The sequence below is a fragment of the Streptomyces sp. NPDC026673 genome (assembly GCF_040638135.1).
Lineage (GTDB): Bacteria > Actinomycetota > Actinomycetes > Streptomycetales > Streptomycetaceae > Actinacidiphila.
The window spans coordinates 96,944-122,679 of record NZ_JBEZXR010000017.1 but is presented as its reverse complement, the minus strand read 5'-3'; the positions used below and the strand labels follow the sequence as shown (position 1 = coordinate 122,679).

At 73.0% G+C, this 25,736-nt stretch carries 23 protein-coding genes and 2 riboswitches; of the genes, 10 read left to right on the top strand and 13 right to left on the bottom strand.

Annotated features, from left to right (window positions below):
• Positions 1-120: 120 nt before the first annotated feature.
• Positions 121-2,421: an esterase-like activity of phytase family protein gene (locus AB0F62_RS15175; protein ID WP_361797637.1), complete on the bottom strand. Its 2,301-nt coding sequence runs from the start codon at positions 2,419-2,421 to the stop codon at positions 121-123.
• Positions 2,422-3,146: 725 nt separating this feature from the next.
• Here AB0F62_RS15175 and AB0F62_RS15170 point away from each other — a divergent pair.
• Entirely contained in the window at positions 3,147-4,025 is an 879-nt protein-coding gene (locus AB0F62_RS15170; RefSeq protein WP_361797634.1) for a LysR family transcriptional regulator, read from the top strand.
• 69 nt (positions 4,026-4,094) lie between these two features.
• Here AB0F62_RS15170 and ssuE read toward each other — a convergent pair whose 3' ends face one another.
• The 11 genes from ssuE to AB0F62_RS15115 form a co-directional block, all read right to left on the bottom strand.
• Positions 4,095-4,652 carry an NADPH-dependent FMN reductase gene (ssuE, locus tag AB0F62_RS15165; protein WP_361797631.1) on the bottom strand — a complete coding sequence of 186 codons (558 nt, stop codon included), beginning with the start codon at positions 4,650-4,652 and terminating at the stop codon, positions 4,095-4,097.
• Between the two features lie 56 nt (positions 4,653-4,708).
• Positions 4,709-5,476, bottom strand: coding sequence for an alpha/beta hydrolase (locus AB0F62_RS15160; protein ID WP_361797628.1), 768 nt, complete (start codon positions 5,474-5,476; stop codon positions 4,709-4,711).
• A 1-nt stretch (position 5,477) separates the two neighbouring features.
• A complete protein-coding gene (locus tag AB0F62_RS15155; protein WP_361797625.1) occupies positions 5,478-6,587 on the bottom strand; it encodes an LLM class flavin-dependent oxidoreductase in 1,110 nt (369 codons plus the stop codon).
• 11 nt (positions 6,588-6,598) lie between these two features.
• Positions 6,599-7,939: an LLM class flavin-dependent oxidoreductase gene (locus AB0F62_RS15150; RefSeq protein WP_361797622.1), complete on the bottom strand. Its 1,341-nt coding sequence runs from the start codon at positions 7,937-7,939 to the stop codon at positions 6,599-6,601.
• 55 nt (positions 7,940-7,994) lie between these two features.
• Positions 7,995-8,804: an ABC transporter ATP-binding protein gene (locus tag AB0F62_RS15145; protein WP_361797646.1), complete on the bottom strand. Its 810-nt coding sequence runs from the start codon at positions 8,802-8,804 to the stop codon at positions 7,995-7,997.
• 74 nt (positions 8,805-8,878) lie between these two features.
• A complete protein-coding gene (locus AB0F62_RS15140; RefSeq protein ID WP_361797619.1) occupies positions 8,879-9,766 on the bottom strand; it encodes an ABC transporter ATP-binding protein in 888 nt (295 codons plus the stop codon).
• Entirely contained in the window at positions 9,763-10,647 is an 885-nt protein-coding gene (locus AB0F62_RS15135; protein WP_361797616.1) for an ABC transporter permease, read from the bottom strand. Before AB0F62_RS15135 ends, AB0F62_RS15140 begins: the two co-directional genes overlap by 4 nt.
• Positions 10,648-10,649: 2 nt before the next feature.
• The gene (locus tag AB0F62_RS15130) at positions 10,650-11,678 is read right to left on the bottom strand and encodes an ABC transporter permease (RefSeq protein WP_361797613.1); all 1,029 of its coding nucleotides are present in this window, start codon (positions 11,676-11,678) and stop codon (positions 10,650-10,652) included.
• 31 nt (positions 11,679-11,709) lie between these two features.
• On the bottom strand, positions 11,710-13,284 hold the full coding sequence (locus AB0F62_RS15125) for an ABC transporter substrate-binding protein (RefSeq protein WP_361797610.1): 1,575 nt from the start codon (positions 13,282-13,284) through the stop codon (positions 11,710-11,712).
• Between the two features lie 502 nt (positions 13,285-13,786).
• Entirely contained in the window at positions 13,787-14,704 is a 918-nt protein-coding gene (locus AB0F62_RS15120; RefSeq protein WP_361797607.1) for a DsbA family protein, read from the bottom strand.
• Entirely contained in the window at positions 14,701-15,138 is a 438-nt protein-coding gene (locus AB0F62_RS15115; protein WP_361797604.1) for an Rrf2 family transcriptional regulator, read from the bottom strand. The genes AB0F62_RS15120 and AB0F62_RS15115 overlap by 4 nt, the downstream gene beginning before the upstream one ends.
• A 138-nt stretch (positions 15,139-15,276) precedes the next feature.
• Here AB0F62_RS15115 and AB0F62_RS15110 point away from each other — a divergent pair, with 138 nt between their 5' ends.
• Positions 15,277-15,783: a cupin domain-containing protein gene (locus AB0F62_RS15110; RefSeq protein ID WP_361797601.1), complete on the top strand. Its 507-nt coding sequence runs from the start codon at positions 15,277-15,279 to the stop codon at positions 15,781-15,783.
• A 73-nt stretch (positions 15,784-15,856) separates the two neighbouring features.
• Here the strand turns inward: AB0F62_RS15110 and AB0F62_RS15105 are convergent, their stop codons facing one another.
• A complete protein-coding gene (locus AB0F62_RS15105) occupies positions 15,857-16,690 on the bottom strand; it encodes a glutathione S-transferase C-terminal domain-containing protein (RefSeq protein WP_361797598.1) in 834 nt (277 codons plus the stop codon).
• Between the two features lie 246 nt (positions 16,691-16,936).
• A riboswitch (SAM riboswitch) is annotated at positions 16,937-17,045 on the bottom strand.
• Between the two features lie 165 nt (positions 17,046-17,210).
• Positions 17,211-17,319, top strand: a riboswitch (SAM riboswitch).
• Positions 17,320-17,716: 397 nt separating this feature from the next.
• Here AB0F62_RS15105 and AB0F62_RS15100 point away from each other — a divergent pair.
• From AB0F62_RS15100 to AB0F62_RS15065, 8 genes are all read left to right on the top strand, one after another.
• A complete protein-coding gene (locus AB0F62_RS15100) occupies positions 17,717-18,721 on the top strand; it encodes an amino acid ABC transporter permease (RefSeq protein ID WP_361797595.1) in 1,005 nt (334 codons plus the stop codon).
• Positions 18,718-19,494, top strand: a complete 777-nt coding sequence (locus tag AB0F62_RS15095; protein ID WP_361797592.1) for an amino acid ABC transporter ATP-binding protein — start codon at positions 18,718-18,720, stop codon at positions 19,492-19,494. Before AB0F62_RS15100 ends, AB0F62_RS15095 begins: the two co-directional genes overlap by 4 nt.
• Positions 19,495-19,634: 140 nt before the next feature.
• On the top strand, positions 19,635-20,663 hold the full coding sequence (locus tag AB0F62_RS15090; RefSeq protein ID WP_361797589.1) for an ABC transporter substrate-binding protein: 1,029 nt from the start codon (positions 19,635-19,637) through the stop codon (positions 20,661-20,663).
• A 40-nt stretch (positions 20,664-20,703) separates the two neighbouring features.
• The gene (locus AB0F62_RS15085) at positions 20,704-21,441 is read left to right on the top strand and encodes a GNAT family N-acetyltransferase (protein ID WP_361797586.1); all 738 of its coding nucleotides are present in this window, start codon (positions 20,704-20,706) and stop codon (positions 21,439-21,441) included.
• 324 nt (positions 21,442-21,765) lie between these two features.
• Positions 21,766-23,022, top strand: coding sequence for an LLM class flavin-dependent oxidoreductase (locus AB0F62_RS15080; protein ID WP_361797583.1), 1,257 nt, complete (start codon positions 21,766-21,768; stop codon positions 23,020-23,022).
• A 20-nt stretch (positions 23,023-23,042) separates the two neighbouring features.
• Positions 23,043-24,449: an NtaA/DmoA family FMN-dependent monooxygenase gene (locus AB0F62_RS15075; RefSeq protein ID WP_361797580.1), complete on the top strand. Its 1,407-nt coding sequence runs from the start codon at positions 23,043-23,045 to the stop codon at positions 24,447-24,449.
• A complete protein-coding gene (locus AB0F62_RS15070; protein WP_361797577.1) occupies positions 24,446-24,583 on the top strand; it encodes a hypothetical protein in 138 nt (45 codons plus the stop codon). The genes AB0F62_RS15075 and AB0F62_RS15070 overlap by 4 nt, the downstream gene beginning before the upstream one ends.
• Positions 24,584-24,596: 13 nt before the next feature.
• Positions 24,597-25,724, top strand: coding sequence for an LLM class flavin-dependent oxidoreductase (locus AB0F62_RS15065; RefSeq protein WP_361797574.1), 1,128 nt, complete (start codon positions 24,597-24,599; stop codon positions 25,722-25,724).
• Positions 25,725-25,736 lie beyond the last annotated feature (12 nt).

The following is a 25,736-nucleotide window of genomic DNA, read 5'->3' as shown; positions in this document are numbered from 1 at the left end:
ACCTCTATTAACACGAAGCAATAACCACTTTTTCCCACCCCCACCCTCTCCCTTTCTGCGGCGGCTCCCCCGGCGGCCGCACGGGGTGCGCGGTGTGCGGTGCGCGCGCACCGCGGTGGATCAGCCGCGCCCGAAGATCCTCTCGGCGGAGCCGAGGTCGAGGAAGACGGTCTCGCCGGTGGCGTCGGCCAGGGCGTCGTTGTCGGTCACGGCGTAGACCCGGCCGTCACCGCCCACGGTGAGCCCTTCGAGCTTCTCCTGGGTCCAGCCGTTCGTCGCCCGCAGGTCGGGCAGCACGTCGTGGGCGAGCTGCTTGGGGAGCACCTGGAGCGTGCCCGCCGGGGCGGCGGACTTCGGCATGTCGACCGTGTACACGCGCTTGATCTTCGCGGCCGGGCCGTTCAGCTTGTCCCGCTCGATCAGGGCGAGCTTGTCGCCGACCGCCGTGATCTCGGACAGGCCGATCCAGTCGCCGGGGGTGTCGGTGGTGCCGATCCGGTAGCCGAACCAGCTCCAGGTGCCGGACTGGACGTCGTAGCGGCCGATCCGCACGACCCCCGCCGGGTCGCCCTTGACCTCGCGCTGCAGGGTGGCCCACACGACCTCGCGGCCGCCCCGGTCGGTGGTGGCGGTGACGCCTTCGAAGCCCTGCTTGGCCAGGCCCGCCGCGACGTCCGCCGGGAGCGTGACGACCTGCCGGGTGACGCCGTCGCGGTCGAGTCGGACCAGCTTGTTCCCGTCGCCGGTCGCGCCTTCGACGGCCAGCCAGAAGCCGCCCTGCGGACGGGCGAAGACACCCTCGGCGTCGTAGCCGACCGGCTTGCCGTCGGCGTCCTTGACGGTCAGGGCCCGGGTGACGACCGCCGGCTTCCGTGAGGTGTCGAGGGTCATGATCCTGGTGACGGAGTACGCCGCGTCGGTGACCGTGTAGAGCTCGTGCGGCCTGCCCGGGACGGCGGACAGCGCGCCGAGCGCACCCCAGCCGATCGGCGCGCCGGTGGAGTCCGGGGCCGAGACGATGCCCGGGGACGACGGGGTGCCCTTGCCGAGCTGGAACAGGCTCACCGAGGCCCGCACGTTGACCGAGGCGTCGTCCTCCTCGCTGGAGACCGCCAGCAGGTCGCGCGACGGGATGGGCAGCAGACCCTCGGGGCCGTTGGTGGTCGCGAGCATCTGGCGGAAGACGGGGGCGGTGGGGTCGCTGAGGTCGTAGACGGCGACGAAGTTGCTCCGCTCCGAACCGACGAAGGCGTACCGCACGCCGTGGAAGGTGGCGACGACCACGCCCTCCGGCTCGGTGCCCTTCTTGCCCGCGCGGTCCTCGTTGTGCAGGCCGTGGCGGACGGCCAGGCGCTCGAAGCTGTTGCCCGCGTCCCAGGCGACCTTGCCGGTGCGGCTGTCGAAGACGGTCCAGCCGCGGGTGCCGCCCTTCCAGTCGCCCTCGTTGGCGGTCGCGAAGTAGCGGTCGTCGATCCAGCTGACGGCGTCGGGCTCGCGCCGTACGTCGGTGATCGAGCCGGTCTGGTCGATCACGCCGTCCTTGACGGTGTCGATGCCGCGCACGGTCGCCGTGCCGGCGCTGAACGCCTTGGCGATGCGGCCCGTCGGCAGGTCCACCAGGACGACGCCGTTGTTCTCCTGCAGCGTCACGACCAGCTGGTCGCGGCCGTTGACGGAGACGTACTCCGGCTCCGGGTCGGTGGGTTCGGCGATCCCGGCGTCGGCCAGCACCGGCAGCGCGGTGCCGTCGGCCCGGGTCAGCGGCACGGCGCGGGTGCGCCAGCCCTGCGGGGAGGCGCCCTTGAGATCGACGATCTGCACGAAACCGGCCGGGGCCTGGGGCAGATCGCCCTCCTCGCCGCCGGGCGGGGTCGCCTCCTCGTCGCGCTCGTTCTCGATCGCGATGGCGGCGTAACGCTTGTCCTTGCTGATGGTGATGGAGTCCGGCTGGCCGCCCAGGTCGATGCTGGTCACCCGCCGGCGGTCGCGAAGGGATATGACGTCGAGGCGCCCGGAGGGGGTGGAGTAGCCGCTGCTGGTGTTGACCACGACCAGCACATACGGGCCGACCACGGCCACGGAGGTCGGCTCGTCCTCGGCGTCGCCGAGTTCGGCCAGCGACAGGGTGCCCAGGCCGCGCGGGCTGCCCGGCCTGCCAATGTCGAGGAAGCCGATCCGGCGCGCCAGGGCGTCGGTGTAGACCAGGGTGCGGCCGTCCTCGCTGACCGCCGAGATCTCGGCGACGGTCGCCGTGGCCGGGTCCTCGCCCGCCGGGCGGTTCTGGAAGACCGGGTAGGTGGCGGTGCGCTGGAAGGCCGGCGCCACGTGCGGGTGGTGGGCACTCGCCGGGCTCGCGGCCACCAGCGTGCCGGCAGCGACAGCCGCGGTCGTGAGCGCGGCGTAGGTTCTCTTGGGGAGCATCGTCTCTCCGTTGCGCTACGGTCGGAAAGGCGATCTTCTCGCCGCCGGACCAGCGCAATCGGGCGCGCAGGTGAACAGTCGGCGAAGTCCGTCCGCACGGCGTGACCGGAACGACCCGGCCCGTACGGGTGCGGGAGGCGGAGCGGGGCCGGGAGTCGTCGCCACGCGGATCGCCCGGGGTGAGGGCTCGTCAGGAACCGTACGGGGGCCGGGCGGAACCCGTATCCGTGTCCCCGCGGGCTCGTTCCCGCCGCGGGCGGTGACGCCATGCGCCGCCGCCTCAGTCGCGGGCGCGGGACGCGCGCACGGCCGGGGCGGCCGACGTGTAGCGGGCGGCGCGACGCGGGGGAGGGCCGCCGGTGTGCGGGAGGGCCGGTGCCTCCGCCGTCCCGGACCGTTGCCGCGGGAGTTGGCAGTTCCCGCACAGCAGGAGCCGGCCCTGCGCGCTGACGAGCGTTCCCCATCCAAGGCAGATGCCGCATCCGCGGGCCCTGCGGGGATCCGCGTGCGGGGCCGTGCCGGTGCCGTGGGTCATGCGTGGGTTCCCCTCTCGGGCTCGGTTCTCCGGTGTTTCCAGGCCGTGACGGCGAGGAGCGGGCGGCCGGCTCCGCGGGCTTCGAGCGTGCCGTGGCCCGGCCCGGCGAGGCCGCTGGGCCCTGCCATCGTGGCCGGGCCCGATAGTATGAGGCAAATCGATGAGACTCATCCAGTGATTCGAGGGATCGATGGACGTGACGCTTCGGCAGCTGAGCGTGTTCGTCGCGATCGCGGACCACGAAGGGTTCGGCGCGGCCGCCGCGGCGCTCGGCATGAGCCAGTCCTCGGTGTCGCACTCGCTGGCCTCCCTGGAGCGCGCCGTGCGGGGTGAGCTCGTCCGGCGCGACGCCCCGGTCCGGCCCACGCAGCTGGGCGACGTGCTGCTGCCGCACGCACGCGCCACCCTCGCCGCGGCACGCGCCTTCGGTGCCGCGGCCTCCGCCCGGCATCACACCGGCGCGGAGGGCGCCGTCACGCTGGCGGTGCCCCCGACCGCCGCGCACGGGCTGCTTCCCCGGCTGATGCGGCGGTGGCGGGAGCACATCCCGCAGGTCGAGGTCCGGATCTTCGAGGGCTTCGCCGAGGAGATCACGCAGTGGCTGGAGAGCGGCATGGTCGACGCGGCGATCGTGATCGATCCCGACCCGGTGCCCCGCGGTGCCGTCCCGGTCGCGACCGACGCCCTCGAGGCCGTGCTGCGCGGCGACCACCCGCTGGCCGGCGAGGACTCCATCGGGCCGGCCGATCTGCTGGACGACCCGCTGCTGTCCACCACCTCCGGCGCCGAGGGCCAGATCAGGGCACTCCACGCGCTGGCCGGCGTCCCGTACCGGCCTACCCAGCGCATCCGTGAACTCACCACGCTGCTCTCCATGGTCGAGGCGGGGCTCGGCGTCGCGGTCGTCCCCTCCCTGGCGGGGAGCATGCTGCCCGGGGACCTCACCCTCGTGCCCCTGCTGCCACGCCTGGAACGCCGGCTGTTCCTCACCGGGCCGACCACGCGCCCCTGGCATCCGAACGTGACCGCGATCCGCGACGTGTGCGAGAGGACCGGCCCCGAGGCGTGATCCCCCGGGGCCCCGCGGCGCACCGTCGCCGCGGCCGGCGTCTCGCGCAGGTCCGCGCCGGGCGACGGCTCAACCCGCCGGCGCCAGTACGGTCGTACGTCCGCCCAGCGCGGCGGAGAACCGGTCGGTGACCTGGGTCAGCGCCTCGGCCGCGGCCGGTGCGACGGTCAGCGTGCCGTCCTCCCCCAAGGTGATGTCCTTGTCGAGGGTGAACCAGCCGGGGACGATGTGGGCGGCGCCCATGGAACTCAGCACCGGCCGCAGGGCGTAGTCGATGGCCAGGACGTGTGCGGTGGTGCCACCGGTGGCCAGCGGCAGCACGGTCTTGTCGGTGAGCGCGTACTGCGGGAGCAGGTCGAGCAGCGACTTCAGCAGGCCCGAGTAGGCCGCCTTGTAGACGGGGGTGCCCACGACCACTCCGTCCGCCCGCCGGAACAGGGCCGCGGCCCCGGTGATGGCCGGATGGCCGAAGTCGGCGCCCAGCAGCGCCTCGGCGGGCAGGGTGCGTACGTCCAGCGGGACCACCTCGTGGCCCTGGAGCCGGAGCCGGTCGTCCAGGTGGCGCAGCAGTCGTGCGGTACGGGAGGTGGCGGAGGGGCTTCCGGAGACGGACAGGATGACGGCCATGAGGACCTTCCGGGTTCTGGTGGGGTGGGAACGGGACGGGCGGGGGACCTCGGCGGTCACCAGGTGCTGGATTCCACCGCGACCACGGGCACCAGCCCGTTGCGCAGCGTCTCCAGGAACGTGACGACCTCGGCCGCGACGGAGCGGTGCTGCACGTCGTTGAGCACGTCGTGGCGGGCGCCGCGGACGACCGAAAGGCGGGCCCGGGGATACGACTTGACCGTGGCCACGAGGCCGTCCCGGTCCCCGAGCGGGTCCGCGTCGCCCACCAGGAGCAGCGCCGGGACGGTGGCGTCCCCCTGGTGGGCCGCGGCGAACAGGGCATCGGGAACCGCCTCGCCGAGTGACCCCCGGCGCACATGAGGGTCACCGGAGAGAGCGCCCCGGTGTGCGGGGCAGGAGGCGCGGACGTCGAGTTCGTCCTCCCATGTGGCGAGGTCGGCGGCGCCCCGGCCCGGCAGCCCCGCGAGGACGATGCCGTCCGGCCGCCGGGCGCCCGCGCGTTCGACGTCCCGCAGATGCGCGGCGATCGCGACGGCGCCCGCGTCGGCGCCGACCAGGACGACGGGGACGACGACGCCGTCCTCGGCGGCGGTGCCCTCGACGGCGTCGGAGAGCCGCTCGCCGAAGCGGGCCAGGGAGCCGTCCGGGTCGGCCGCGTCGAGGTCCGGAGCGTCGATCACGCGCACGCGGTAGGCGTCGGCGGCGAGTCGCGCGCCGAACCGGGCGTAGGTCGCCCGGGTCTCCCCGCGGCCGGGGACGACGACGATCGTGCCCCGTGTGCGGAGGCCCTCGGGGCCGTGGTGGTCGGTGTGTTCGGGCATCTCAGACTCCTGCGGACGCGGACGCGGACGCGGGCGCGGCCTCGGCTGACGGCGTGGACTCGGCCGCGCGTCGCCATCCCAGTGCCGGCGCCACCTCGGTCGCGATGAGCTCCAGCGCGCGGAGCGCGGCGTCGTGGTCGGGTACGGCGGGGTTGAACTGGGTGATCAGATCGGTCGCGACCGGCAGGACCCGCTCCTGCCGCAGCGCGGCGACGATCTCCTCGGGGTGGCCGAAGAACGCGTGGAAGCGGCGCAGCGCCTCGTCCGCGTCCAGCCCCTTGGGGAAGGCGCCGCCCTCCGCCATGCGCAACGCCGCGCGGTGCACGTCCTCGCCGATCTGCCGCAGCGCCGTGCGCCGGTCCCGCGCCGGGAACACGAAGCGCGACAGCCCGATCCGCGGCCGGCGCGGCCCGTCCCAGGCGTCGAGGAACGCGTCCGCCCACGGGCGCTGCACCGCGTCGGTCGGGGCGTCGAAGCCGTACGCCGCCCGGTTGAGCAGCAGATGGGAGCCCGCGGCCGCGGCGTAGGCGGCGCCGTGCGCGCTGAAGACGCCCTGCCAGATGCGGTCGGTGAAGTCGCCGGGAGCGGGCTGGATCCGGAAGCCCGGTTCCCTTGGCTCCTCGTTCGCCAGGGCCCGGCGCAGGATGTCGAGGTGCTCACTGGTCAGTTCCCGCTTGCGGGCGGCGTCCTTGCCGAACGCGGCGTACTCCAGGGCGTTGTAGCCGCTGCCGACACCGATCTCGACCCGGCCGCCGCTGAGCGTGTCGACGGTCGCCACGTCCTCGGCGAGCCGGACCGGGTCCTCCAGCGGAAGGACCGTGACGGCCGTGCCGAGCCTGATCCGGGTCGTCCTCGCGGCGGCGTGGGCCAGGAAGGTCCACGGCGAGGACAGTCCGCCACCGCCGGCGGATACGTGGTGCTGGGCGACCCAGCCCACGTCGAAGCCGAGTTCGTCGGCGGCGACGAACAACTCCTGGGCGTCGCGGTAGGTCCGGGCGGGGTCGGCGTCGCGGTCCGGGACACCTTGGACATGGGTGAGGAAGCCGAGCCTGAAGCGCGGTGTCTCGGTGGTCACGGGGTGATTGCCCTTCTGCTCGTGAGGTTCGGTCATGGCCCCTGCCCTCAGCCGCCCACGAGCCGGCGCTCGCGCGTGTGGCGGTTGCCCGGGACCGGAAGGCCGAGGTTGCCGCGCAGGGTGTCGGCCTCGTACGCGGTGCGGAACAGCCCGCGCTTCTGCAGGATCGGGACGACGCCGTCGACGAACAGAACCAGTTCGTCGTTGGTGCGGAAGGCGAGGTTGATGCCGTCGAAGGTGCCGGCCCGGAACCACCGTTCGATGGTGTCCGCGACGGTCTTGGGCGCCCCCACGAAGGGGGAACGCCGGAAGTCGCCGACCGAGTCCGCGACCTGGCGGAGCGTCAGATTCTCCGTCCGGGCCCGCTCGATGATCCCCGCGGCACCGGTCCGGCCGCCCTTCTCCGCGAGGTGCGCGACGTCCGGGAACGGCGCGTCCAGGTCGTGCCCGCTGAAGTCGTACGCGCCGAAGGAGCGGCCGAGCAGCGCGAGGTTGCGCTCGAAGTCGTTGTCCTCCTCGAAGATCTCGCGCTCGCGGTGCCGGGCCTGTTCGTCGGTCGCGGCGACGACGGGTCCGCCGTGGATGAAGATCTTGATGTGGTCGGGGTCGCGGCCGTACGACGCGGTGCGCCTCTTGATGTCGGCGTAGTACTCCCGGGCCTGCTCCAGCGAGCCGCCGGGCGCGTAGATGCCCTCGGCGACCCGCGCGGCCAGGTCGCGGCCCTCCTCGGAGACGCCCGCCTGGAAGATCACGGGCTGTCCCTGCGGCGACCGGGAGAGGTTGAGCGGTCCGGCGACCTTGAAGTGCTCGCCCACGTGGTCGAGCGCGTGCAACCTGGAGGGGTCGAGGAAGACGCCCCGCGCCACGTCGGCGGGGAAGGCGTCGTCCTCGTAGGAGTCCCAGAGCCCGCGGGCCACCTGGACGAACTCCAGGGCACGGCCGTACCGGGTGGTGTAGTCGAGGTGCTCGGCGAACCCGAAGTTCCTGGAGGTGCCGGTGTCGAAGCTGGTCACGACGTTCCAGCCGGCGCGGCCGCCGCTGATGTGGTCGAGGGAGGCGAACCGGCGGGCGAGGTTGAACGGCGAGTTGTACGTCGAGCTCGCGGTGCCGACCAGCCCGATGTGCCGGGTGTGGGTGGCGACCGCCGACAGCAGGGTGAGCGGCTCCAGCCGGTTGAGGTAGTGCGCCGGGTAGGTGGCGTTGATGAACTGGCTGTCGACGATGAAGAGGGCGTCGAAGAGGGCGTGTTCGGCCGCCTTGGCCTGCTCGATGTAGTAGTTGATGTCGATGCTGGCGTTCTTGGCGACGCGCGCGTCCTTCCACAGGCCGTGCTGGCCGGGACCGCCGACGCCGTAGGGGTGGAGCGCGAGGTGGATCCTGCGGGACATGGGGGCTCCTGTCTTTCGCTGTCGTGAGGGGTTGTCGGCCGGTCGCGGAGTGGGCTCAGGTGCGCAGCAGGGCCCGCAGGGCGTCGCGCCCGGCCCGGTCGGCGGGCGTGGAGCGCAGCGTCGGCACCGAGCCGATGAGCAGGCGTGTGTAGGGGTGCCGCGGCCGGCTGACGACGTCCCGGGTGGGGCCGGACTCGACGAGTTCGCCCCGGTGGAGCACGGCGACGCGGTCGGAGACGCCGGCCACGGAGCCGAGGTCGTGCGAGATGAAGACCAGGGCCGTGCCGGAGCCCCGGAGTTCCTTGAGGATCTCCAGGACCTGGACGCGGTTGGCCGCGTCGAGGGCGCTGACGGGCTCGTCGAGGATGACCAGCCGTGGTTCGGTGACCAGGGCCCGGGCCACCGCCACGCGCTGGCGCTGGCCGCCGGAGAGCTCCCCGGGCAGCCGGTCGAGGAGTTCCCCGTCGAGGCGGACGCGGGGCAGGAACGCCCGCACCCGCTCGGCCGCCGTGCCGCGGGGGACGCCCCGGAGCAGCAGCGGCTCCGTGAGCGAGTCCTCGATGGTGAGGTCCGGGTCGAGGCTGCGCAGGGGGTCCTGGAAGACGTACTGGACGACGCCGCGGCGGCGCAGGGCGCGCCACCGGCGGATGCCGTAACCGCTGACGTCCTCCCCGCCGACCACGATGGATCCCGCCGAGGCGCGCACCAGGCCGAGGACGGCCCGGGCGAGGGTGGACTTGCCGGATCCCGTCTCCCCGATGACACCGACGGTCTCGCCGGGCGCGACGCTCAGGGAGACGCCGTGCAGCGCCCGTTGGCGGCGGCCGCGAGGGCCGTAGTGCACCTCGAGTCCGGTGACCTCCAGTACGGGGCCCGCCGGTTCGGCGGTCCCGGCGGTTCCGGCGGTTCCGGCGGACTCCGTCCGCGGCCGGGCGGTGGTCACGCGTCCTCCTTCGCGGCGAGGAACGTGTCCAGGCCGTACTGCTCGTGCTCGGCGATGAGCAGGCGGGTGTACTCGTGCCGGGGTTCGTGGAGCACGGTGCGCGCCGGGCCCTGTTCGACCACCTCGCCCCCGCGCAGGACGAGGACCTCGTCGCAGAGCTGGGCGACCACGGCCAGGTCGTGGGAGACGACGACGAGAGCCAGCCCGGTCCGCTCGCGCAGGTCCGCGAGCACGTCGAGGATCTCGGCCTGGACGGTGACGTCCAGCGCGGTCGTGGCCTCGTCGGCGATCAGGACGCGCGGACCGGCGGCGATCGCCGCCGCGATCAGGACCCGCTGGAGCATGCCGCCGGACAGCTCGTGGACGTACTGCCCGTAGACCAGTTCCGGTTCGCGGAGCCGGACCGTGCGCAGCAGCTCGACGGCACGGTCGCGCGCCGCGCGCCGCTTCAGTGCCTTCTTGGCGCGCAGGACCTCGGCGATCTGCGTGCCGACCCGGAGGGAGGGATTGAGGTAGGAGGCCGGGTCCTGGAAGACCGCGCTGATCGTGGCGCCGCGCAGCGCCGTCCACCGCGAGGGCGTCAGGGTGGCGATGTCGGTGCCCTCGATCTCGATCGACCCGCCGGTGATCTCGAAGTGCGGCGGGAGGATGCCCAGCGCCGCGCGGCAGGTGAGGGTCTTCCCGCTCCCGGACTCGCCGACGATGCCCACCGCCCTGCCCGGTGCGAGCTCGAAACTCACGCCGTGGACGATCTCCCGGCCGGCGGCCCGGTCGCCGATGCGCACGTCGTGCAGGGACAGCGCCGGGGGCGCGGCGTCCGCCGGGTGGCCGGACGCGGCCCCGTGCGCCCGTTCGGGGACGAGGCTTTCGGACACGGTCGTCATCGGGTACCTCCGGCGGGGTCGGTCGTGTCGAGGCGGTCGGCGCGGGCCCTGCGGCTGTTGACGAGCGCCCGGCCCGCCTCGCCGGACACGTCGCGGATGGCGTCCGCGAGCAGGTTGCAGGCCCAGACGGTGACCATGATCAGCAGGGCCGGTGCCAGCGGGGCCCACGGCTGGTGGCTGAGGTAGCCCAGGTCGGAGGCGAGCAGTCCGCCCCAGGTGGGCGCCGGCGGCTGGACGCCGATGCCGAGGAAGGTCAGGCTCGAGACGATGACGAAGCCGACACCGATGGTCTGGGCGAGCGCGACCGCGATCGGCGGGAGGACCTTGACCCAGACGTGGCGGCGTACCACCCAGCCGGTCGAGGCGCCCGAGACGATCGCGGCCTCCACGTACGGCGAGCGGGCGACGGCGAGGGTGGCGGCGCGGGCCACGCGGTAGAAGAGCGGCGACACCAGCACGCCCGTGACCAGCATGGCCTGGGTGAGGCCGTTGCCGAGCAGGGCCACCACGGCGACGGCGAACAGCAGGAACGGCAGGGCGACCAGCGTGTCGGCCAGGCGCAGCGTGGTCCACTCGAAGACCCGGCCCCAGTAGACGGACAGGATGCCGGGGACCGCACCGGCCACCAGGGCCGTGAGGGCGACCTCGAGCGAGCCGAGCACACTGACGCGTGATCCGGCCAGGAGACGGCTGAGGACGTCACGGCCGAGGTAGTCGGTGCCCAGCCAGTGTGTTCCCGAGGCGGCGGCGAGGGTGTTGTCGCCGGTGGCCAGGGGATCGTGCGGGGCGAGCAGTGGTCCGAGCAGCGCGAGCAGCGCGATCAGGGTGAGGACGGCCAGGGCGATCCGGCCGGACGAAAGGGCGAGGACACGGCGCACCATGGTCAGACCCCCCGCCGGGATGCGGGCGTCACGCGCGCCAGCACCAGGTTGACGAACAGGTTGAAGAGGACGACCAGGACGATCGACACGACGAGGACCCCCTGTACGGCGGGTACGTCACCGGCCTGGGCGGCGTCGTTGGCGAACCTGCCGAAGCCCTGCAGGCCGAAGATCCATTCCGTGACGACGGAGGCACCGACCAGCGCGGGGAACTTCAGGCCGAGGGTGGCGAGTGCCGGTCCGAGTCCGTTGCGCAGGACGTGGCGGAAGAAGATCCGCCGTGGCCCGAGGCCCCGGACCACGGCCCCCGTCACGTAGTTCTCGCGGTAGGCGGCGACGAGTCCGGCGCGCAATTGGCGGGCGACGTCGGCGACGACGTCGAAGCTGAGCGCGATCGCCGGAAGGGTGATGTGCGCGAGCCACGGCCCGACACCCTGCTCCGCCGGGACGTACCCGCCGGACGGGAACCAGTGCAGGCCGACCGCCAGTACCAGGACCAGCACGATGCCCACGACGAAGGCGGGCATCACCGAGATCACCGTGACGAAGCCCGTGATCGCGCGGTCGATCCACGTGGTGCTGCGCAGCGCCGCCACCGTGCCGAGCACGAAGCCCACGACCACACCGATGACCAGGGCGAACGTCGCCACCGAGAGACTGACGCCGAGGCCGAGGCCGATGAGGGTGGAGATGTCGGCGCCGTTGGTCCAGCTGGTGCCCAGCCGGCCGTGCAGGATGCCGGTGAACCAGTCCCCATACTGGACCAGGAAGGGCCGGTCGAGCCCCCACTGGGACTCGATCCTCGCGACGGCTTCGGGGGTCGCCTCCTCACCCAGCTGGATCCGCGCCGGGCTGAGCCCGCTCAGCGACCGCAGCGCGAACGTCACGAACGTCGCCACCAGGAACACGGGCACGAAGATCGCGACGGACCGGGCGAGGGCGGACAGGACGCGGCCCGCTGTGTGCCGCGCCCTGGCCAGGGCGACCCCGCGACGGCGGGCGAGGGGGACCGGTGCCGTGGTCGTCGTCATGGGGCTGCCTCCTCTCTGTCGTGGACGGGGGTCAGTTGGGGCCGGAGACGGTCACGCCGGTCCAGTCGATGTGGGCCGGGTTCTTCGGCAGGTCCGAGATCGCCTTGCTTTTGGCGAAGAGGTTGGGCGAGGAGTAGGTGAAGACCAGGGCCTTGCTCTTCAGGCCCGCCCGGGTCGCCGCCCGCAGGGCACCGGCGTAGCCGGGGTCGTCCAGCGGGGTCTGACGGACCTTCGCGACGGCCGCCTCGAACCCGGCCGGCTCGTACGGCGTGCTCAGGTTCAGCGGGCCGTCGGGGCCGAAGTGGGCGGTGAGGGTCTGCACGGCCGAGTCCCGGCCGGTGGTTCCGTACAGGGAGAAGGCGAGGTCCTTGGCGAAGAACGGGGTGGCCCAGTTCTTGTCGATCCTGATGTTCACGGTGATGCCCACCGCGGCCAGTTGCGACTGCACGATCTCGGCCTGGGGGTCCTCGGCGGGGATGACCAGGTCGAGCTTGATGTCGCCGGCCTTGTGGCCCGCCTGGGCGAGGAGCTTCCGCGACGCCGCGGGGTCGTACGGGTAGGTGCCCGCGGACTCGGGGTCGTAGGCCACATAGCCCTTCGGGAACGGCTGGTCGGTCGCCTCGCCGTAGCCGAAGGTCAGCTTGTCGACGAACTCCTCGCGGTCGATCGCATGGCGGACGGCGTCGACGACCCGGTCGTCGTCGAAGGGGGCCTTGTTGATGTTGAGGCTGATGTTCGAGGCGTTGAAGCCGGGTTGCACGAAGACGTCGAGGCCGGCCTTCCTGGCGGCACCCGCCTGGCTCGGTTCGATGTCGGCGAAGTTGTACACCCCGGTCTGCAGGCCGGAGACGACGGTGGACGCGTCGGGGGCCGAGATCAGCTCGACGCCGTCGATGTGGATGTTCCCTGCGTCCCAGTAGTCCGGGTTCTTCTCGAGGATTACCTTGGTGCCGGGGATCAGCTGCCTGACGACGAAGGGCCCGGCGCCGACGGGGGCCTGGTCCAGCTTCTCCGGGTTCGCGGCCGCCTTGGGGCTGGCGATCTGCAGGACGCGCTCTCCGAGCAGTTGGGGGATCTGGTAGTCGACCTGGGTGAGGTGGACGACCGCGTCGAGACCCCGGGCGTCCACCGACCCGATCGAGGTCAGGTCACCGAAGAGCGCCGAGTTCTTCTGCTTCTTGGCCCGTTCGATCGCCGCCTTGACCGCGGCCGCGTCGACCGGCTCACCGTCGCTGAACTTCAGGCCGGGACGCAGGTGGAAGGTGATCTCGTCGCCCTTGGCGTTGTACTCCCAGCTCTTCGCGAGGTCCGGGACGGCCTTGCCGTTCTCGTCGGTCCGGGTCAACGATGCGTAGACCAGGGCAAGTTGACGGAACTGGGCGCCACTGCCCGAGACCACCGGGTCCCAGTGGGCGGGGAAGTAGGAGGAGGCCCACTTCAGTGTGGCGCCCCCGGTCGAGGCGCCGGCGCCGTCGCCGCACGCGCCGAGTCCGGGGACGAGTACGGAGACGAGGGCGGTTCCGAGGGCCGCGGTGCGCAGCCGGGCCGATCGCCGGGCGGTTCGGGGGTCGGGTCCGGGGCGGCGGAGCATGAGTCGTCCGGGCATCTCATCGGCTTTCTTCGAGGGCCCCCGACCCGGCTCAGGGCAGGCGGGAGCGAGGCGGCGGGCACGGCGGGCACCCGCGCCGGACGCCGGCTCGCGCCGGGCGCGGCCGTGCCGTCGCGTGCGCGGACGCACACGTCGGGCACGCCGCGCTCAGGGCGGGACGTCGGTGGATACGCGGGGGCCGGCCGGGATACGGGCGGGAGAAGGCGGCGAAGCGCGGAAGGGGCGGCGCGGACGGCGGGCCCGGCTCGGCTGAGCGGCGGGGCGGCCGGTGCTGACGGCAGGGGTCAGGCGCCTGTGGGCCGCGGGCGGCGGCCGGTCAGCGACAGAGGGCGCTGCAGGTGCGCCGCAGGTCCACGTAGCGGCACACCACTGCGGGGTGCGTCGTGAGCATGCTGCACATCCTGGCGAGCGCCGTAAGGGGCTGTCAATAGACACCAATTGGTGTCTCATTAGGCGGGACAGGTCCCGCGACGGTCCCTGACCACCGGTCAGAGGCCCGTCAGAGCGTGCCGCGAGCGCCGCCGCCGGTGGCCGGATGCACCGCGGCCTCCCCGGGATCCAGCCACAGGGGGCCGTGCCCGGTGTCCACCCGGACCGCCCCCGCCGGAGGCCACGGGCCCTGCGACAGCAGTCCTCGCTCCGGATCGGTGAGGCTCCGGTAGTGGCGCAGGGCCCACGCCGGCGACAGCGGCGCCGGGGTCCGCAGCAGTCCCGGGCACAACTCCTCGACGGCGGAGGCGTACTCCTCGTAGCGCCGCCAGCCGGGGATCACGCGATACCCCGCCGGGGCGCGTACGAGCAGGGTCGGCAGTGCGTACCGGTGCCCGCCGTCGCCGGTCTCCTTCGCGGCGCCGGGGTGGGGCGACGGGCCGCGCACCGCCAGCACCTCGCGCAGCGGGCGACGGGCCTCCGCCCGGTCGGCCCGCACGCGCTCCAGCACCCCGCTTGAGGCCGCGTCGGCCGAGAGGCGTGCCGGGTCCAGGCCCGGCACGCCGCGAACCGCGGACAGGGCCAGCGCGGGCGTGTCGGCGGGTTCCCCGAGGACGAACACGCTCTCCCGGAGCCGTCGCAGCACCGCGTCCGCCACGTCGCCGCCCTGGAGTTCGGCGGCCTTGGCGGTCAGCGACGCCGGCCAGGAACTCACCGCCACACGGCTGAGCCGCGCCGCCCGCGGCGCTCCGGTGTGCGCGCTCACCTCCTCGACGTACCGCGCGTACCAGGCGGTCTCCGCGGCCGGGTCGGGCGGCGGGTCGTCGTCGAGGTCGAACAGGACGCAGTGGACGCGGCGCCAGCGCACCCGGACGGTGAGAGCCGCCCGCAGCGCGCGGAAGACGGGCTCCGACCCCCACGCCCAGGGGCACAGCGGATCGGTGTACTCCACCACCTCCACCTCCGGCGGGGGAGGTTGCGCCGTCACGCGGCTCCCATCCGGTCCTCGGGCCGTTCCCCCGCTCCCGCCGGGAGCAGCGAGGGGAGCGTCACCGCGCCCAGGACCGCCGCCGCACTCTCCTCGACCCGACGCCACACATCCGGCAGCCCCGCCGCGGGGCCCGGGTAGCCGAGACCGGCCAGCGACTCGCCCCGCAGGGTGATCAACTCACCGTCGACGGCGCGCACCACGTCCAGAAGGGTGATCTCCCCGGCGGGCCGGCCGAGCCAGTAACCGCCCTCGCAGCCGCGCTGGCTGCGCACCAGTCCGGCCTTCCGCAGCTCGCCCACGACGGACTTCAGGAACCGGAACGGGATCTGCTGCGCCGAGGCGATGGCCTCGCAGGTCAGAGGGCGGGCGGGCTCACGGGCGAGCTCCAGCAGAGCCCGCGCGGCGTAGTCCGCCTTCGCGGAGATATGCATGCGCCCATCATGCCCGACCCGGCTCCGGCGGCCAGGGCCCGAGCCGGTTCGCGGCTCCTGTTGCGGGAGTATTGCCGCAGGTGAAGGGCAATGGACACTTCTTGACATCCTTTTCGGGGCCGCCCTAGCGTCCCGGCCATGAGCGAGCCCCTGACGAATCCCGGTGAAGGCTTCCACCCCCATCTCCACGACACCCCCGGGCGCGGCGCGGCGCCCCTGCGGACCCGGCTGCACCACGTCCGCGCGGACGCCCTGGACGGCGACACGGCGCAGACCGGCGGCATGCGCAGGTTCGCCGCCGTCAGCGGGAGGACGGTGGGTTCGGAGAAGCTGTGGATGGGCCAGACGCACGTGGCCCCCGCGACGTCGTCCTCCGACCACCACCACGGGGAGTCCGAGACCGCCATCTACGTGGTGAGCGGGCACCCCGAGTTCGTCTTCCTGGACGACTCCGGCGACGAGCCCGAGGAGGTCCGCCTGCGCACCTCGCCCGGCGACTACATCTTCGTCCCCCCGTTCGTACCGCACCGGGAGGAGAACCCGGACCCCGCGGAGGAGGCCGTGGTCGTCATCGCCCGCAGCACCCAGGAGGCGATCGTGGTCAACCTCCCCGGGCTGTACGCCCTTCCGGCCGAGGAGGCCTGAGAACCCGGGCACGCGGGCACCCGACGCCGTTCCTCCCCCGCCGCGCACCGCGGGGGAGGAACGGCGTCGTGCGTCAGGCGGTCGACGCGACCCCGGCGGCCGGGTGGTGCGCGTGGAAGGCCGGGTGCCCGGCCAGACGGCGCACATAGGCGGGGAGATGGCCGTAGCGGGAGAGCGGACCGCTCCCGAGGTGGGTCAGGGCCACCCACAGATCGACGTCGGCCGCCGTCAACTGCCCGCCCAACACGTGGGGTTCCCGAACCAGTCGGCGGTCCAGCAGACCGAGCGAGGCGTGCAGCGTCCCCAGGGCCCTCTCGCGGCCGGCCGACCCGGGGGCCGCTTCCGCGGCCTGTTCGGCGGCCCGTGTGACGCCCTCGTCCACCGTGTGCCGGATCGCCTCGATCTCGGTCAGGAGCGCCGGGGGGTACAGGACGGGCACGGGACCGCGGACCTGGCCGCCGAGGTTGCCCGCGAGGTCGCGGAGGATGTCCGGGGTGTGGTTGCTGACGACCCGTCCGGTCCACCGGTCGCACAGCGCGGGGACGGTGAGCGGTCCGTCGTAGCGGTGCCATGTGGCCTCGTACGCCCCGCGCAGCGGCGCGAGCGCGGTGCGCCCGGCGTCCGAGGGCTCGTCGGCGGGCGTCGCCGGAACGAGGGTCGTGACGACCGAGTCCCGCAGTCCGAGCAGGTCGAGGGTGATGGCGACCCGCTGCGAGAGCGGGCACCCGGCCGACAGGAACAGTTCGTAGCGGCGCGGCGCGGGGTAGAAGCCGCCGGCCAGGTCGACGCCGATGCGGCTGCGGAAGCGGTCGGGACGGGCCGTGCGCGGCAGCACCGTACAGGAGGCGCTGAAGTCGTGGTCACGGAGCGGTGCCGTGCGGGCGTCGTGCGGGATCGTCTCGGGCATGCCCTCTCCAAGGCGTGGTGGGGCCACCGGTCGCCCCGCGGGCACCGATGGCAGGACGGCTCAAAGCCCTGTGTCCGGTGTGCACCCGGCCCCTTGGCCGGCGGTGTGCCGGTACGCGCCAGGGTCAGCGGGCCGCGCCGAAGGAGCCGCAGACGCGCAGGAAGTCGATGTGCCGGCGACGGGTGAGGAGAAGGGCTTGTGCCCTGGGCATGTCCGCCTCCCCGGCTCGGGGGCCCGCGAGACGCGGGACCGCGCTTGCCCCGCCGCTTCGGCGGGACCAGGTCGTCACCCGGGGCACCCCACCGCGATGTGGGGGTTGCCGGTCAGCGGGCCGGGGCCGATGACCCGCCTGGGCCGCGGGGCGGCGTGGCGGGCGCTGACCATCGTGACCGTTCCCCACAGTGTCGAGTCGTCAAACCCCGTGCGTCAAGGCGGCGTTGCTGTCTCACCGGACCGCTCACCATGTGAGACACCGGCGTTGACATTCCCTCCGGGCCGTGCCTAACTTACGCCGCAGATCGGTCATGAGCGTCGGTGAACAACCCCTGGAGCGCCGCCGGCGGCCTCCGTGCCGCGGCAGGGTGTGCCAGGTGACGACCGGACCGGACGATGTTCGGTGAACGCGAGGCCCCGCGGGGCGGAACGGTGACGGTGACGACGATGCACGCAACCCCGGGGACGGCCGCGCAGCGGTCCCGTGGCCGCGTCTCGGCGTACCCGCGGCGCCTCTTCGCCCGGCGCCACGTCCACAGCGCCCTCTGTCGCGCGTGTACCGCGCCCCGTCGCGCACTCTGTCAAGGCTGACGGCTTTCTGAACCCCGGTGCCCGCCGCTGAGGCGGCGACGCGTCCTTCCGCCCGGACCCGCTTCGTCCGCCTTGTCGCTTTCCGATTTCTCGCCTTCTCGCCTTCTCGCTCTCTCGCCTTTTCGCCGTCCCGACCCGTCGCTCCGCCCGCCGAACGCCCGTGCTCCGGCGGGGCCGCCGCCGTCCGCGCGGCCGGGTCGTGCCGAACCGCTGGAGTCACCCGTGACCGAACCTCCCGGCACCGCCGTGTCCGCCCGCTCGGCGCCGCCCCCTTCCGCGGCGCCGGCCGGCCCCTCGCTCCCCGCACCCCGACCGCCCACCGCGCGGTGGGTGGTGCCGCTGCGGCGGCCCGGACGCTGGATCGCCACGGCGATCGTGCTGGTGCTCGTCGCCCAGATCGGGCACGGCCTGGCGACCAACCCCTTCTACCAGTGGGACCGCTTCGCGTACTGGTTCGTCCGTCCGGTGATCCTCGACGGGCTGCTCATCACGCTGGAGGTGACGGCGTACAGCGCGGTGCTCGGCCTCCTCGGCGGGATCGCGCTCGCGCTGGCCAGGCTCTCCGGCAGCCCCGTGCTGCGCGCCGTCAGCTGGACGTACACCTGGCTGTTCCGCTCGGTGCCGCTCATCGTCGTGCTGCTGTTCCTCTACAACTTCAGCGCGCTCTACCGGACGTTGAGCCTGGGCGTGCCCTTCGGTCCGGCTTTCCTGACCTTCGACGAGTCCAGACTCGCCACCGACCTGGTCGTGGCCGTCGTCGGTCTCAGCCTCAACGAGGCCGCCTACGCCTCGGAGGTGGTGCGGGCCGGAATCCTCTCGGTCGACCAGGGCCAGCACGAGGCGGCCGCGGCGCTCGGCCTGCCGAAGCGCTACCAGTTCGCACGGATCGTGTTCCCCCAGGCGCTGCGGTCCGTCGTCCCCAACTACGTCAACCAGCTGATCGGCCTGATCAAGGGGACCTCGCTGGTCTTCTACGTCTCGCTGCTCGACCTGTTCGGCTCGGTGCAGAGCATGGGCAGCACCTATCCCGGCGACATCGTGCCGCTGCTGCTCGTCGCCACCGTCTGGTACGTGATCCTCACCAGCGTCGTCTCCGTCGTCCAGTTCCACGTGGAGCGGCACTACTCGCGTGGCGCGTTGCGCACCGTGCCGCCGACTCCCCTGCAGAGACTGCGGATCGCCATCGGCGACCTGCGGGCCCGCGTCCGGACGGAGACCGCGAGATGACCACCGACATACAGCCGGCCGCCGTCGAGGTCCACGACGTGCACAAATGGTACGGCGCCCATCGGGTCCTGGACGGGGTCAGCCTGACGGTCCGGCCCGGTGAGGTCACCGTCGTCATCGGACCGTCCGGCTCCGGCAAGTCCACCTTGCTGCGGGTGATCAACCACCTGGAGAAGCCCGAGGCCGGCCACGTCAGCCTCAACGGCGAGCCGATCGGCGTCCGCAGGCACGGCGAACGGCTCAAGGAACTGAGCGAGCGCGTCATCCTCACCCAGCGCGGCCGGATCGGATTCGTCTTCCAGAACTTCAACCTCTTCCCGCATCTGACCGTGCTGGACAACGTGGCCGCCGCCCCCGTGGCGACCGGCCGGCTGCGCAAGGCCGAGGCCCGGGAGCTGGCGCGCATCCTGATCGGCCGGGTCGGGCTGGCCGACAAGGCGGGCGCCTACCCCAGGCAGTTGTCCGGCGGGCAGCAGCAGCGCGTGGCGATCGCCCGGGCCCTCGCGCTGCGCCCCGGCGTCATCCTCTTCGACGAACCCACCTCGGCCCTGGACCCCGAACTCGTCGGCGAGGTGCTCTCCGTCATCAAGGACCTGGCCACCAGCGGCACCACCCTCGTCATCGTCACGCACGAGATCGGCTTCGCCCGCGAGGTCGCGGACCGCGTCGTCTTCCTCGACGAAGGCCGGATCGTCGAACAGGGCCCGCCCGACCAGGTGCTGAACCATCCCGCCCACGAGCGGACCAGGGAGTTCCTCAGCAAGGTGCTCTGACCGCACACCGCACACCGCTTGCCGCTTCGCGGAACCACGGACCGGCCGACGGACAACGGACCACCGACAACGGACCACCGACAACGGACCACCGACAACAAGCACCGACAACGGACCACCGACAAAGGAAATGGACGGCCATGCCCACTCTTCGCCCGCGCGGCAGACTCCTCCGCACCCTCACGGCCACCGCCGCCCTGACCGTCCTCGCCGGGGGGCTCGCCGCCTGCGGGGGCGACAGCGAGGCGTCCGCCACCATCGGCGCGGGATCCTCCACCGGAAAGATCACCGTGGGCGCGCTGTCCAACGGCGCGGCCAAGGAGACCACGCTGAAGGTGACGGAGGTGAAGTCCATCAGCGCCGGACTGCCCAAGGCCGTCGCCGACAAGGGCGAACTGGTCATCGGCGTCGGCGCGCTGCCCGCCGGCTTCGCGCCGCTGGCGTACGTCGGAAGCGACCAGAAGACCCTCACCGGCGCGGAACCCGACCTCGGCCGCCTGGTGGCGGCGGTGCTCGGACTCAAGCCCGTGGTCAGGAACTCGACCTGGGAGAACCTCTTCGTCGGCATCGACAGCGGCAGGGTCGACGTGGCCTTCTCCAACGTCACGGACACCGAGGAGCGCAAGCGGAAGTACGAGTTCGCCTCCTACCGGCAGGACAACCTGGCCTTCGAGGTTCTGGGAAACAGCACCTGGGAGTTCGCCGGCGACTACCGGAACCTCGCCGGGAGGACCGTCGCGGTCGGCGCCGGCACCAACCAGGAGAAGATCCTCCTGGAGTGGCAGAAGAAACTCCGGGCGGACGGCGAGAAGCTCACCGTCAAGTACTTCCCCGACAACAACAGCACCTATCTGGCGCTGAGCGGCGGGAAGATCGACGCCTACTTCGGCCCCAACCCCGGCATCGCCTACCACATCACCCAGGTGGCCGGGACTCCCCACCCCACGCGCAACGCGGGCAAGTACTCCGGCGCCGGAGCGAGCCTGCAGGGCCTGATCGCCGCGACCGCGAAGAAGGACAGCGGGCTCGCGAAGCCGGTCGCGGCCGCGATCAACCACCTGATCGAGAACGGCCGGTACGCGAAGTGGCTGGCCGCCTGGAACCTGTCCAACGAGGCAGTCGGCACCTCGGAGGTCGATCCCCCCGGGCTTCCGCTCGACAACTCCTGACGCCCCGTCCGCCGCACGACCGTACGGAGATCCGGCAGCCATGTCCCTCGGCATCCCCGCGGACCGCCCGCAGAGCCCGGCGGCACCGCACGTCCTGGACAACCCCGCCTGGGCGGCACTCACCGGTCCGCACGCCCGGTTCGCCGAGCGTGTCGGCCGCGCCGCCCGCTACCCCGCAGACGTCTCCCCGTTCACCGCGCTGTCCGACCCGGCCGATCCGCGGGCCTGGAGGGACCTCGCCGCACTGGCCGGTCCGGGCGCCGCCGTCGCGGTCACCGGCGCGCGGAAGCCCCCGGACGGGTGGGAACTCGTCGAGGGCGGTGCCGGCGTGCAGCTCGTCGACACCTCGTTGCGCGCCGAACCCGCGCCGGAGGCGGTGCGACTGGGCCCCGCCGACGTGCCCGAGATCCTGGAACTCATCGCCCTGACCCAGCCCGGCCCCTTCCTCCCCAGGACCGTCGAACTCGGCACCTACCTCGGCATCCGGGACGGCGGACGGCTGATCGCCATGGCCGGGGAGCGGCTGCGGACGCCGGGGTGGACGGAGATCAGCGCGGTGTGCACCCATCCCGGCCATCGCGGCCGGGGCCTGGCGACCCGGCTGGTACGGGCCGTCGCCGCGGGGATCAGGGGCCGCCGGGAGACCCCGTTCCTCCACGCCGCGGCCGTCAACACCGGCGCGATCCGACTTTACGAGTCGATCGGATTCACGCTGCGCCGCCGGACGACCTTCCTGTTCCTGCGCACCCCGGGCGGCCCGGGGGAACAGGCCGGATAGGAGCGGCGTTGTGTTGACAGCGGATCCCTCGGCGGAGTCGTGCCCGCCGAACACCCGGGGAGCGGAGGTGACGTTCGTGCCCGTCCCGTCCCGCGCGACCGTCGCGGTTCCCGTCCCGTCCCGCGTGACCGTCGCGGTTCCCGTCCCGTTCCGCGTGACCGTCGCGGTTTCCGCACCGCCCCGCACGGTCCTCCTGTACTCCCGCGCACACATCGATCTGCAGCGCGTGGCCGCCTCCCTCTGTCGTTCCTGACCCGCTCTCCCGCCGCCGGCCCTCCCGACGAGGGCCGGTGAGACCCGTGGTCGATCAGGAAGGCCCCTTCCATGTCCTCGGACATCGCTTCGCCGTACCCCCATTCCCCTTCGTCGCCGAACACCGCGCTGCACCTCGCCGTGGCCCTCGACGGCGCCGGCTGGCACCCCGCCGCCTGGCGCGAACCCGAGGCCCGGCCGGGGGAACTGTTCACCGCCCGCTACTGGCAGGACGTGGTCGGCGAGGCCGAACGCGGGCTGCTCGACTTCGTCACGATCGAGGACTCCCTCGGCCCGCAGTCCTCCCACCCCACCGAGCCCGACCACCGCACCGACCAGGTGCGCGGCCGCCTCGACGCCGTCCTGATCGCCGCCCGCGTCGCCCCCGTGACCCGGCACATCGGCCTGGTGCCGACGGTGGTCGCCACGCACACGGAGCCGTTCCACATCTCCAAGGCCATCGCCACGCTCGACTACGTCAGCACCGGCCGGGCCGGCCTGCGCGTCCAGGTCTCGGCCCGGTCGAACGAGGCCGCGCACTTCGGCAGGCGCTCCATCCCCGCCTTCGGCATCGCGGACCTGGACACCCCCGCCGTGCGCGAGCTGGTCACCGGCCTCTTCGAAGAGGCGGGCGACCACGTCGAGGTGGTGCGCCGCCTCTGGGACAGCTGGGAGGACGACGCGGAGATCCGCGACGTCGCCACCGGGCGCTTCATCGACCGCGACAAGCTGCACCACATCGACTTCGAGGGCCGGTACTTCAGCGTCAAGGGCCCCTCCATCACGCCTCGGCCGCCCCAGGGCCAGCCCGTCGTCAGCGCGCTCGCCCACAGCAGCGTGCCGTTCCGGCTCGTCGCCCGCTCCGCGGACATCGGATACGTGACCCCGCACGACGCCGACCAGGCCCGCGCGATCGTCACCGAGATCCGTGCCGAACAGCGGGTGGCGGGCCGGGAGGGCGAACCCCTGCACATCTTCGGCGACCTCGTGGTCGTCCTCGACGACGACCCCGCCGCGGCGCGGGCCCGCCTGCGACGGCTGGACGGCCTGGCGGGCACCCCCTACACCAGCGACGCCAGGATCTTCACCGGCACCCCCGGCGCACTGGCCGACCTGCTCCTGGAGTGGCGGCGCGCCGGGCTGACGGGCTTCCGCCTGCGTCCCGCCGTGATCGGCCACGACCTGCCGGCGATCACCCGGGGACTCGTGCCCGAGCTACGGCGCCGCGGCGTGTTCCGCAGCTCCTACGAGGCCGGCACCCTGCGCGGTCTGCTCGGCCTGGCCCGCCCCGCCAACCGCTACGCCGCGGCCTCGAACGCGACCGCCTGAGCCGGAGGAACCCGTACGCCATGAGCAAATCGCCGAAGCAGATCCATCTGGCCGCGCACTTCCCCGGCGTCAACAACACCACGGTGTGGAGCGACCCGCGGGCCGGCAGCCACATCGAGTTCGACTCCTTCGTCCACTTCGCGCGCACCGCGGAACGCGCCAAGTTCGACTTCCTGTTCCTCGCCGAGGGCCTGCGCCTGCGCGAACAGGGCGGGCGGCTCTACGACCTGGACGTGGTCGGCCGTCCCGACACCTTCACCGTCCTCGCGGCGCTCGCCGCCGTCACCGAACGCCTCGGCCTGACCGGCACCATCAACTCCACCTTCAACGAACCCTACGAGGTGGCCCGGCAGTTCGCCGGCCTCGACCACCTCTCGGGCGGGCGCGCCGCCTGGAACGTCGTCACCTCCTGGGACGCCTTCACCGGGGAGAACTTCCGCCGCGGCGGATTCCTCCCGCAGGAGGAGCGCTACTCCCGCGCCAGGGAGTTCCTCACCACCGCGGGCGAGCTCTTCGACTCCTGGCACGGCGACGAGATCGTCGCCGATCAGGCGACCGGCACCTTCCTGCGCGACGCGCGGGCCGGTGCCTTCGAGCACAGGGGACGCCACTTCGACATCCACGGGCGGTTCAACGTCCCGCGCAGCCCGCAGGGGCGCCCCGTGATCTTCCAGGCCGGCGACTCCGAGGAGGGCCGCGAATTCGCCGCCGCCGAAGCGGACGCGATCTTCAGCCGGTACAGCACCCTCGCGGAGGGTCGCGCCTTCTACCGGGACGTCAAGGGCCGTCTGCCCAAGTACGGGCGAAGCGCGGACCGGTTGCTCATCCTGCCCGCCGCGACCTTCGTCCTCGGCGACACCGACGCCGAGGCCGCGGAACTGGCCCGCGAGGTACGCCGGCAGCAGGTGAGCGGGGCCACCGCGATCCGTCACCTGGAGTTCGTCTGGAACCGCGACCTGTCCGCCTACGACCCCGACGGTCCCCTCCCGGACATCGACCCCGACCCGGGCGAGCACACCGTGGCCCGCGGACGGGCGCAGGTGCGCATGTACCGCGACCCGCTCGCCACCGCCCGCGAGTGGCGGGAACTGGCCGCCGCCAACAAGTGGTCGATCCGCGACCTGGTCATCGAGACCGGCAACCGGCAGTCCTTCGTCGGCTCCCCGGCCACCGTCGCCGCGACCATCGACGAGTTCGTGCAGGCGGACGCCTCCGACGGCTTCATCCTCGTCCCGCACATCACCCCGGGCGGGCTGGACGCCTTCGCCGACACCGTTGTACCGCTGCTCCAGGAGCGGGGCGTGTTCCGCGCCGACTACGAGGGCACCACACTGCGCGACCACCTCGGTCTCGCCCACCCCGACGTCCGGGCCGTCGCCCAAGCAGGCACCCGCGCCGGTGGTCCTGCAGAGCGGGCTGCGTCGTGAAGTTCCTCGCCATCACGCTGATCGCGCACGCCCCGGACCCGAGCGAGGTCGCGCCCGTCCTGCGGCGCGGGATACCGGACCCGCCGTTCCCCTGGGGGCCCGTCCCGCCGGTCACCGAACCCGCCCACCACTGAGGAGAACACCACCGTGTCCCGCATCCCGCTCGGAGTCCTGGACCTCGTCCCGATAGCGTCCGGCTCCACCGCCGCGGACGCCCTGCGCAACAGCATCGACCTCGCCCGGCGGACCGAGGAGTTCGGCTACGCCCGCTACTGGTTCGCCGAACACCACCTCAACCCCGGCGTCGCGGGCACCTCGCCCGCCGTCGTCCTGGCGCTCACGGCCGCCGCGACCTCCACGATCCGGCTCGGCTCCGGTGCCGTCCAACTCGGCCACCGCACCGCCCTGTCGACCGTCGAGGAGTTCGGCCTCGTCGACGCCCTCCACCCCGGACGGCTCGACCTCGGGCTCGGACGTTCCGGAGGCCGCCCGCCGGGGACCGCGCCGGGCCCGGTGCCCGGCACGACCCCCGTCGTCGACGGGCGCACCCCGAACGGTCTGCGGATCCCGCCGAAGTTCTCCTTCGAGCACCTGCTCGGCTCACCCCGCGTCGCGCTCCAGAAGCAGCTGCTCCAGCAGCCCGGCGCCCGGTCCCAGGACTACGGCGAGCAGGTCGACGACATCCTGGCCCTGCTGCGGGGTACCTACCGCTCCCCGGAGGGGGTCGAGGCGCACACCGTCCCCGGTGAGGGCGCCGACGTCCAGGTGTGGATCCTCGGCAGCAGCGGCGGCCAGAGTGCCGAGGTCGCCGGCCGCAACGGGTTGCGCTTCGCCGCGAACTACCACGTCAGCCCGGGCACCGTGCTGGAGGCCGCCGACGGGTACCGCGCGGCCTTCCAGCCGGGCGGCGTGCTCGACAAGCCGTACGTCAGCGTCTCCGCCGACGTCGTCGTCGCGCGGGACGACGCCACCGCCCGCGAACTCGCCACCGGCTACGCCGCCTGGGTCCGGAGCATCCGGACCGCGGAGGGCGCCATCGAGTTCCCCACCCCGGAACAGGCCCGCGGCCACGCGTGGACGGACGAGGACCGCGCCCTGGTGGCCGACCGTGTCGAGACGCAGTTCGTCGGCTCGCCGCGGCGGGTCGCCGACCGGCTGGAGCAGCTCCAGGAGGCCACGGGCGCGGACGAGTTGATCGTCACCACCATCACCCACGACCATGCGGACCGGGTCCGTTCCTACCGGCTGCTGGCCGAGGAATGGCACCGCCGCTGACGGGCGCGCTGC

Coding starts and splice junctions, on each gene's coding strand:
- AB0F62_RS15175 (WP_361797637.1), bottom strand. CDS start 2,421: ATGCTCCCCAAGAGAACCTACGCCGCGCTCACGACCGCGGCTGTCGCT.
- AB0F62_RS15170 (WP_361797634.1), top strand. CDS start 3,147: ATGGACGTGACGCTTCGGCAGCTGAGCGTGTTCGTCGCGATCGCGGAC.
- ssuE (WP_361797631.1), bottom strand. CDS start 4,652: ATGGCCGTCATCCTGTCCGTCTCCGGAAGCCCCTCCGCCACCTCCCGT.
- AB0F62_RS15160 (WP_361797628.1), bottom strand. CDS start 5,476: ATGCCCGAACACACCGACCACCACGGCCCCGAGGGCCTCCGCACACGG.
- AB0F62_RS15155 (WP_361797625.1), bottom strand. CDS start 6,587: ATGACCGAACCTCACGAGCAGAAGGGCAATCACCCCGTGACCACCGAG.
- AB0F62_RS15150 (WP_361797622.1), bottom strand. CDS start 7,939: ATGTCCCGCAGGATCCACCTCGCGCTCCACCCCTACGGCGTCGGCGGT.
- AB0F62_RS15140 (WP_361797619.1), bottom strand. CDS start 9,766: ATGACGACCGTGTCCGAAAGCCTCGTCCCCGAACGGGCGCACGGGGCC.
- AB0F62_RS15135 (WP_361797616.1), bottom strand. CDS start 10,647: ATGGTGCGCCGTGTCCTCGCCCTTTCGTCCGGCCGGATCGCCCTGGCC.
- AB0F62_RS15130 (WP_361797613.1), bottom strand. CDS start 11,678: ATGACGACGACCACGGCACCGGTCCCCCTCGCCCGCCGTCGCGGGGTC.
- AB0F62_RS15125 (WP_361797610.1), bottom strand. CDS start 13,284: ATGCCCGGACGACTCATGCTCCGCCGCCCCGGACCCGACCCCCGAACC.
- AB0F62_RS15115 (WP_361797604.1), bottom strand. CDS start 15,138: ATGCATATCTCCGCGAAGGCGGACTACGCCGCGCGGGCTCTGCTGGAG.
- AB0F62_RS15110 (WP_361797601.1), top strand. CDS start 15,277: ATGAGCGAGCCCCTGACGAATCCCGGTGAAGGCTTCCACCCCCATCTC.
- AB0F62_RS15105 (WP_361797598.1), bottom strand. CDS start 16,690: ATGCCCGAGACGATCCCGCACGACGCCCGCACGGCACCGCTCCGTGAC.
- AB0F62_RS15095 (WP_361797592.1), top strand. CDS start 18,718: ATGACCACCGACATACAGCCGGCCGCCGTCGAGGTCCACGACGTGCAC.
- AB0F62_RS15090 (WP_361797589.1), top strand. CDS start 19,635: ATGCCCACTCTTCGCCCGCGCGGCAGACTCCTCCGCACCCTCACGGCC.
- AB0F62_RS15085 (WP_361797586.1), top strand. CDS start 20,704: ATGTCCCTCGGCATCCCCGCGGACCGCCCGCAGAGCCCGGCGGCACCG.
- AB0F62_RS15080 (WP_361797583.1), top strand. CDS start 21,766: ATGTCCTCGGACATCGCTTCGCCGTACCCCCATTCCCCTTCGTCGCCG.
- AB0F62_RS15075 (WP_361797580.1), top strand. CDS start 23,043: ATGAGCAAATCGCCGAAGCAGATCCATCTGGCCGCGCACTTCCCCGGC.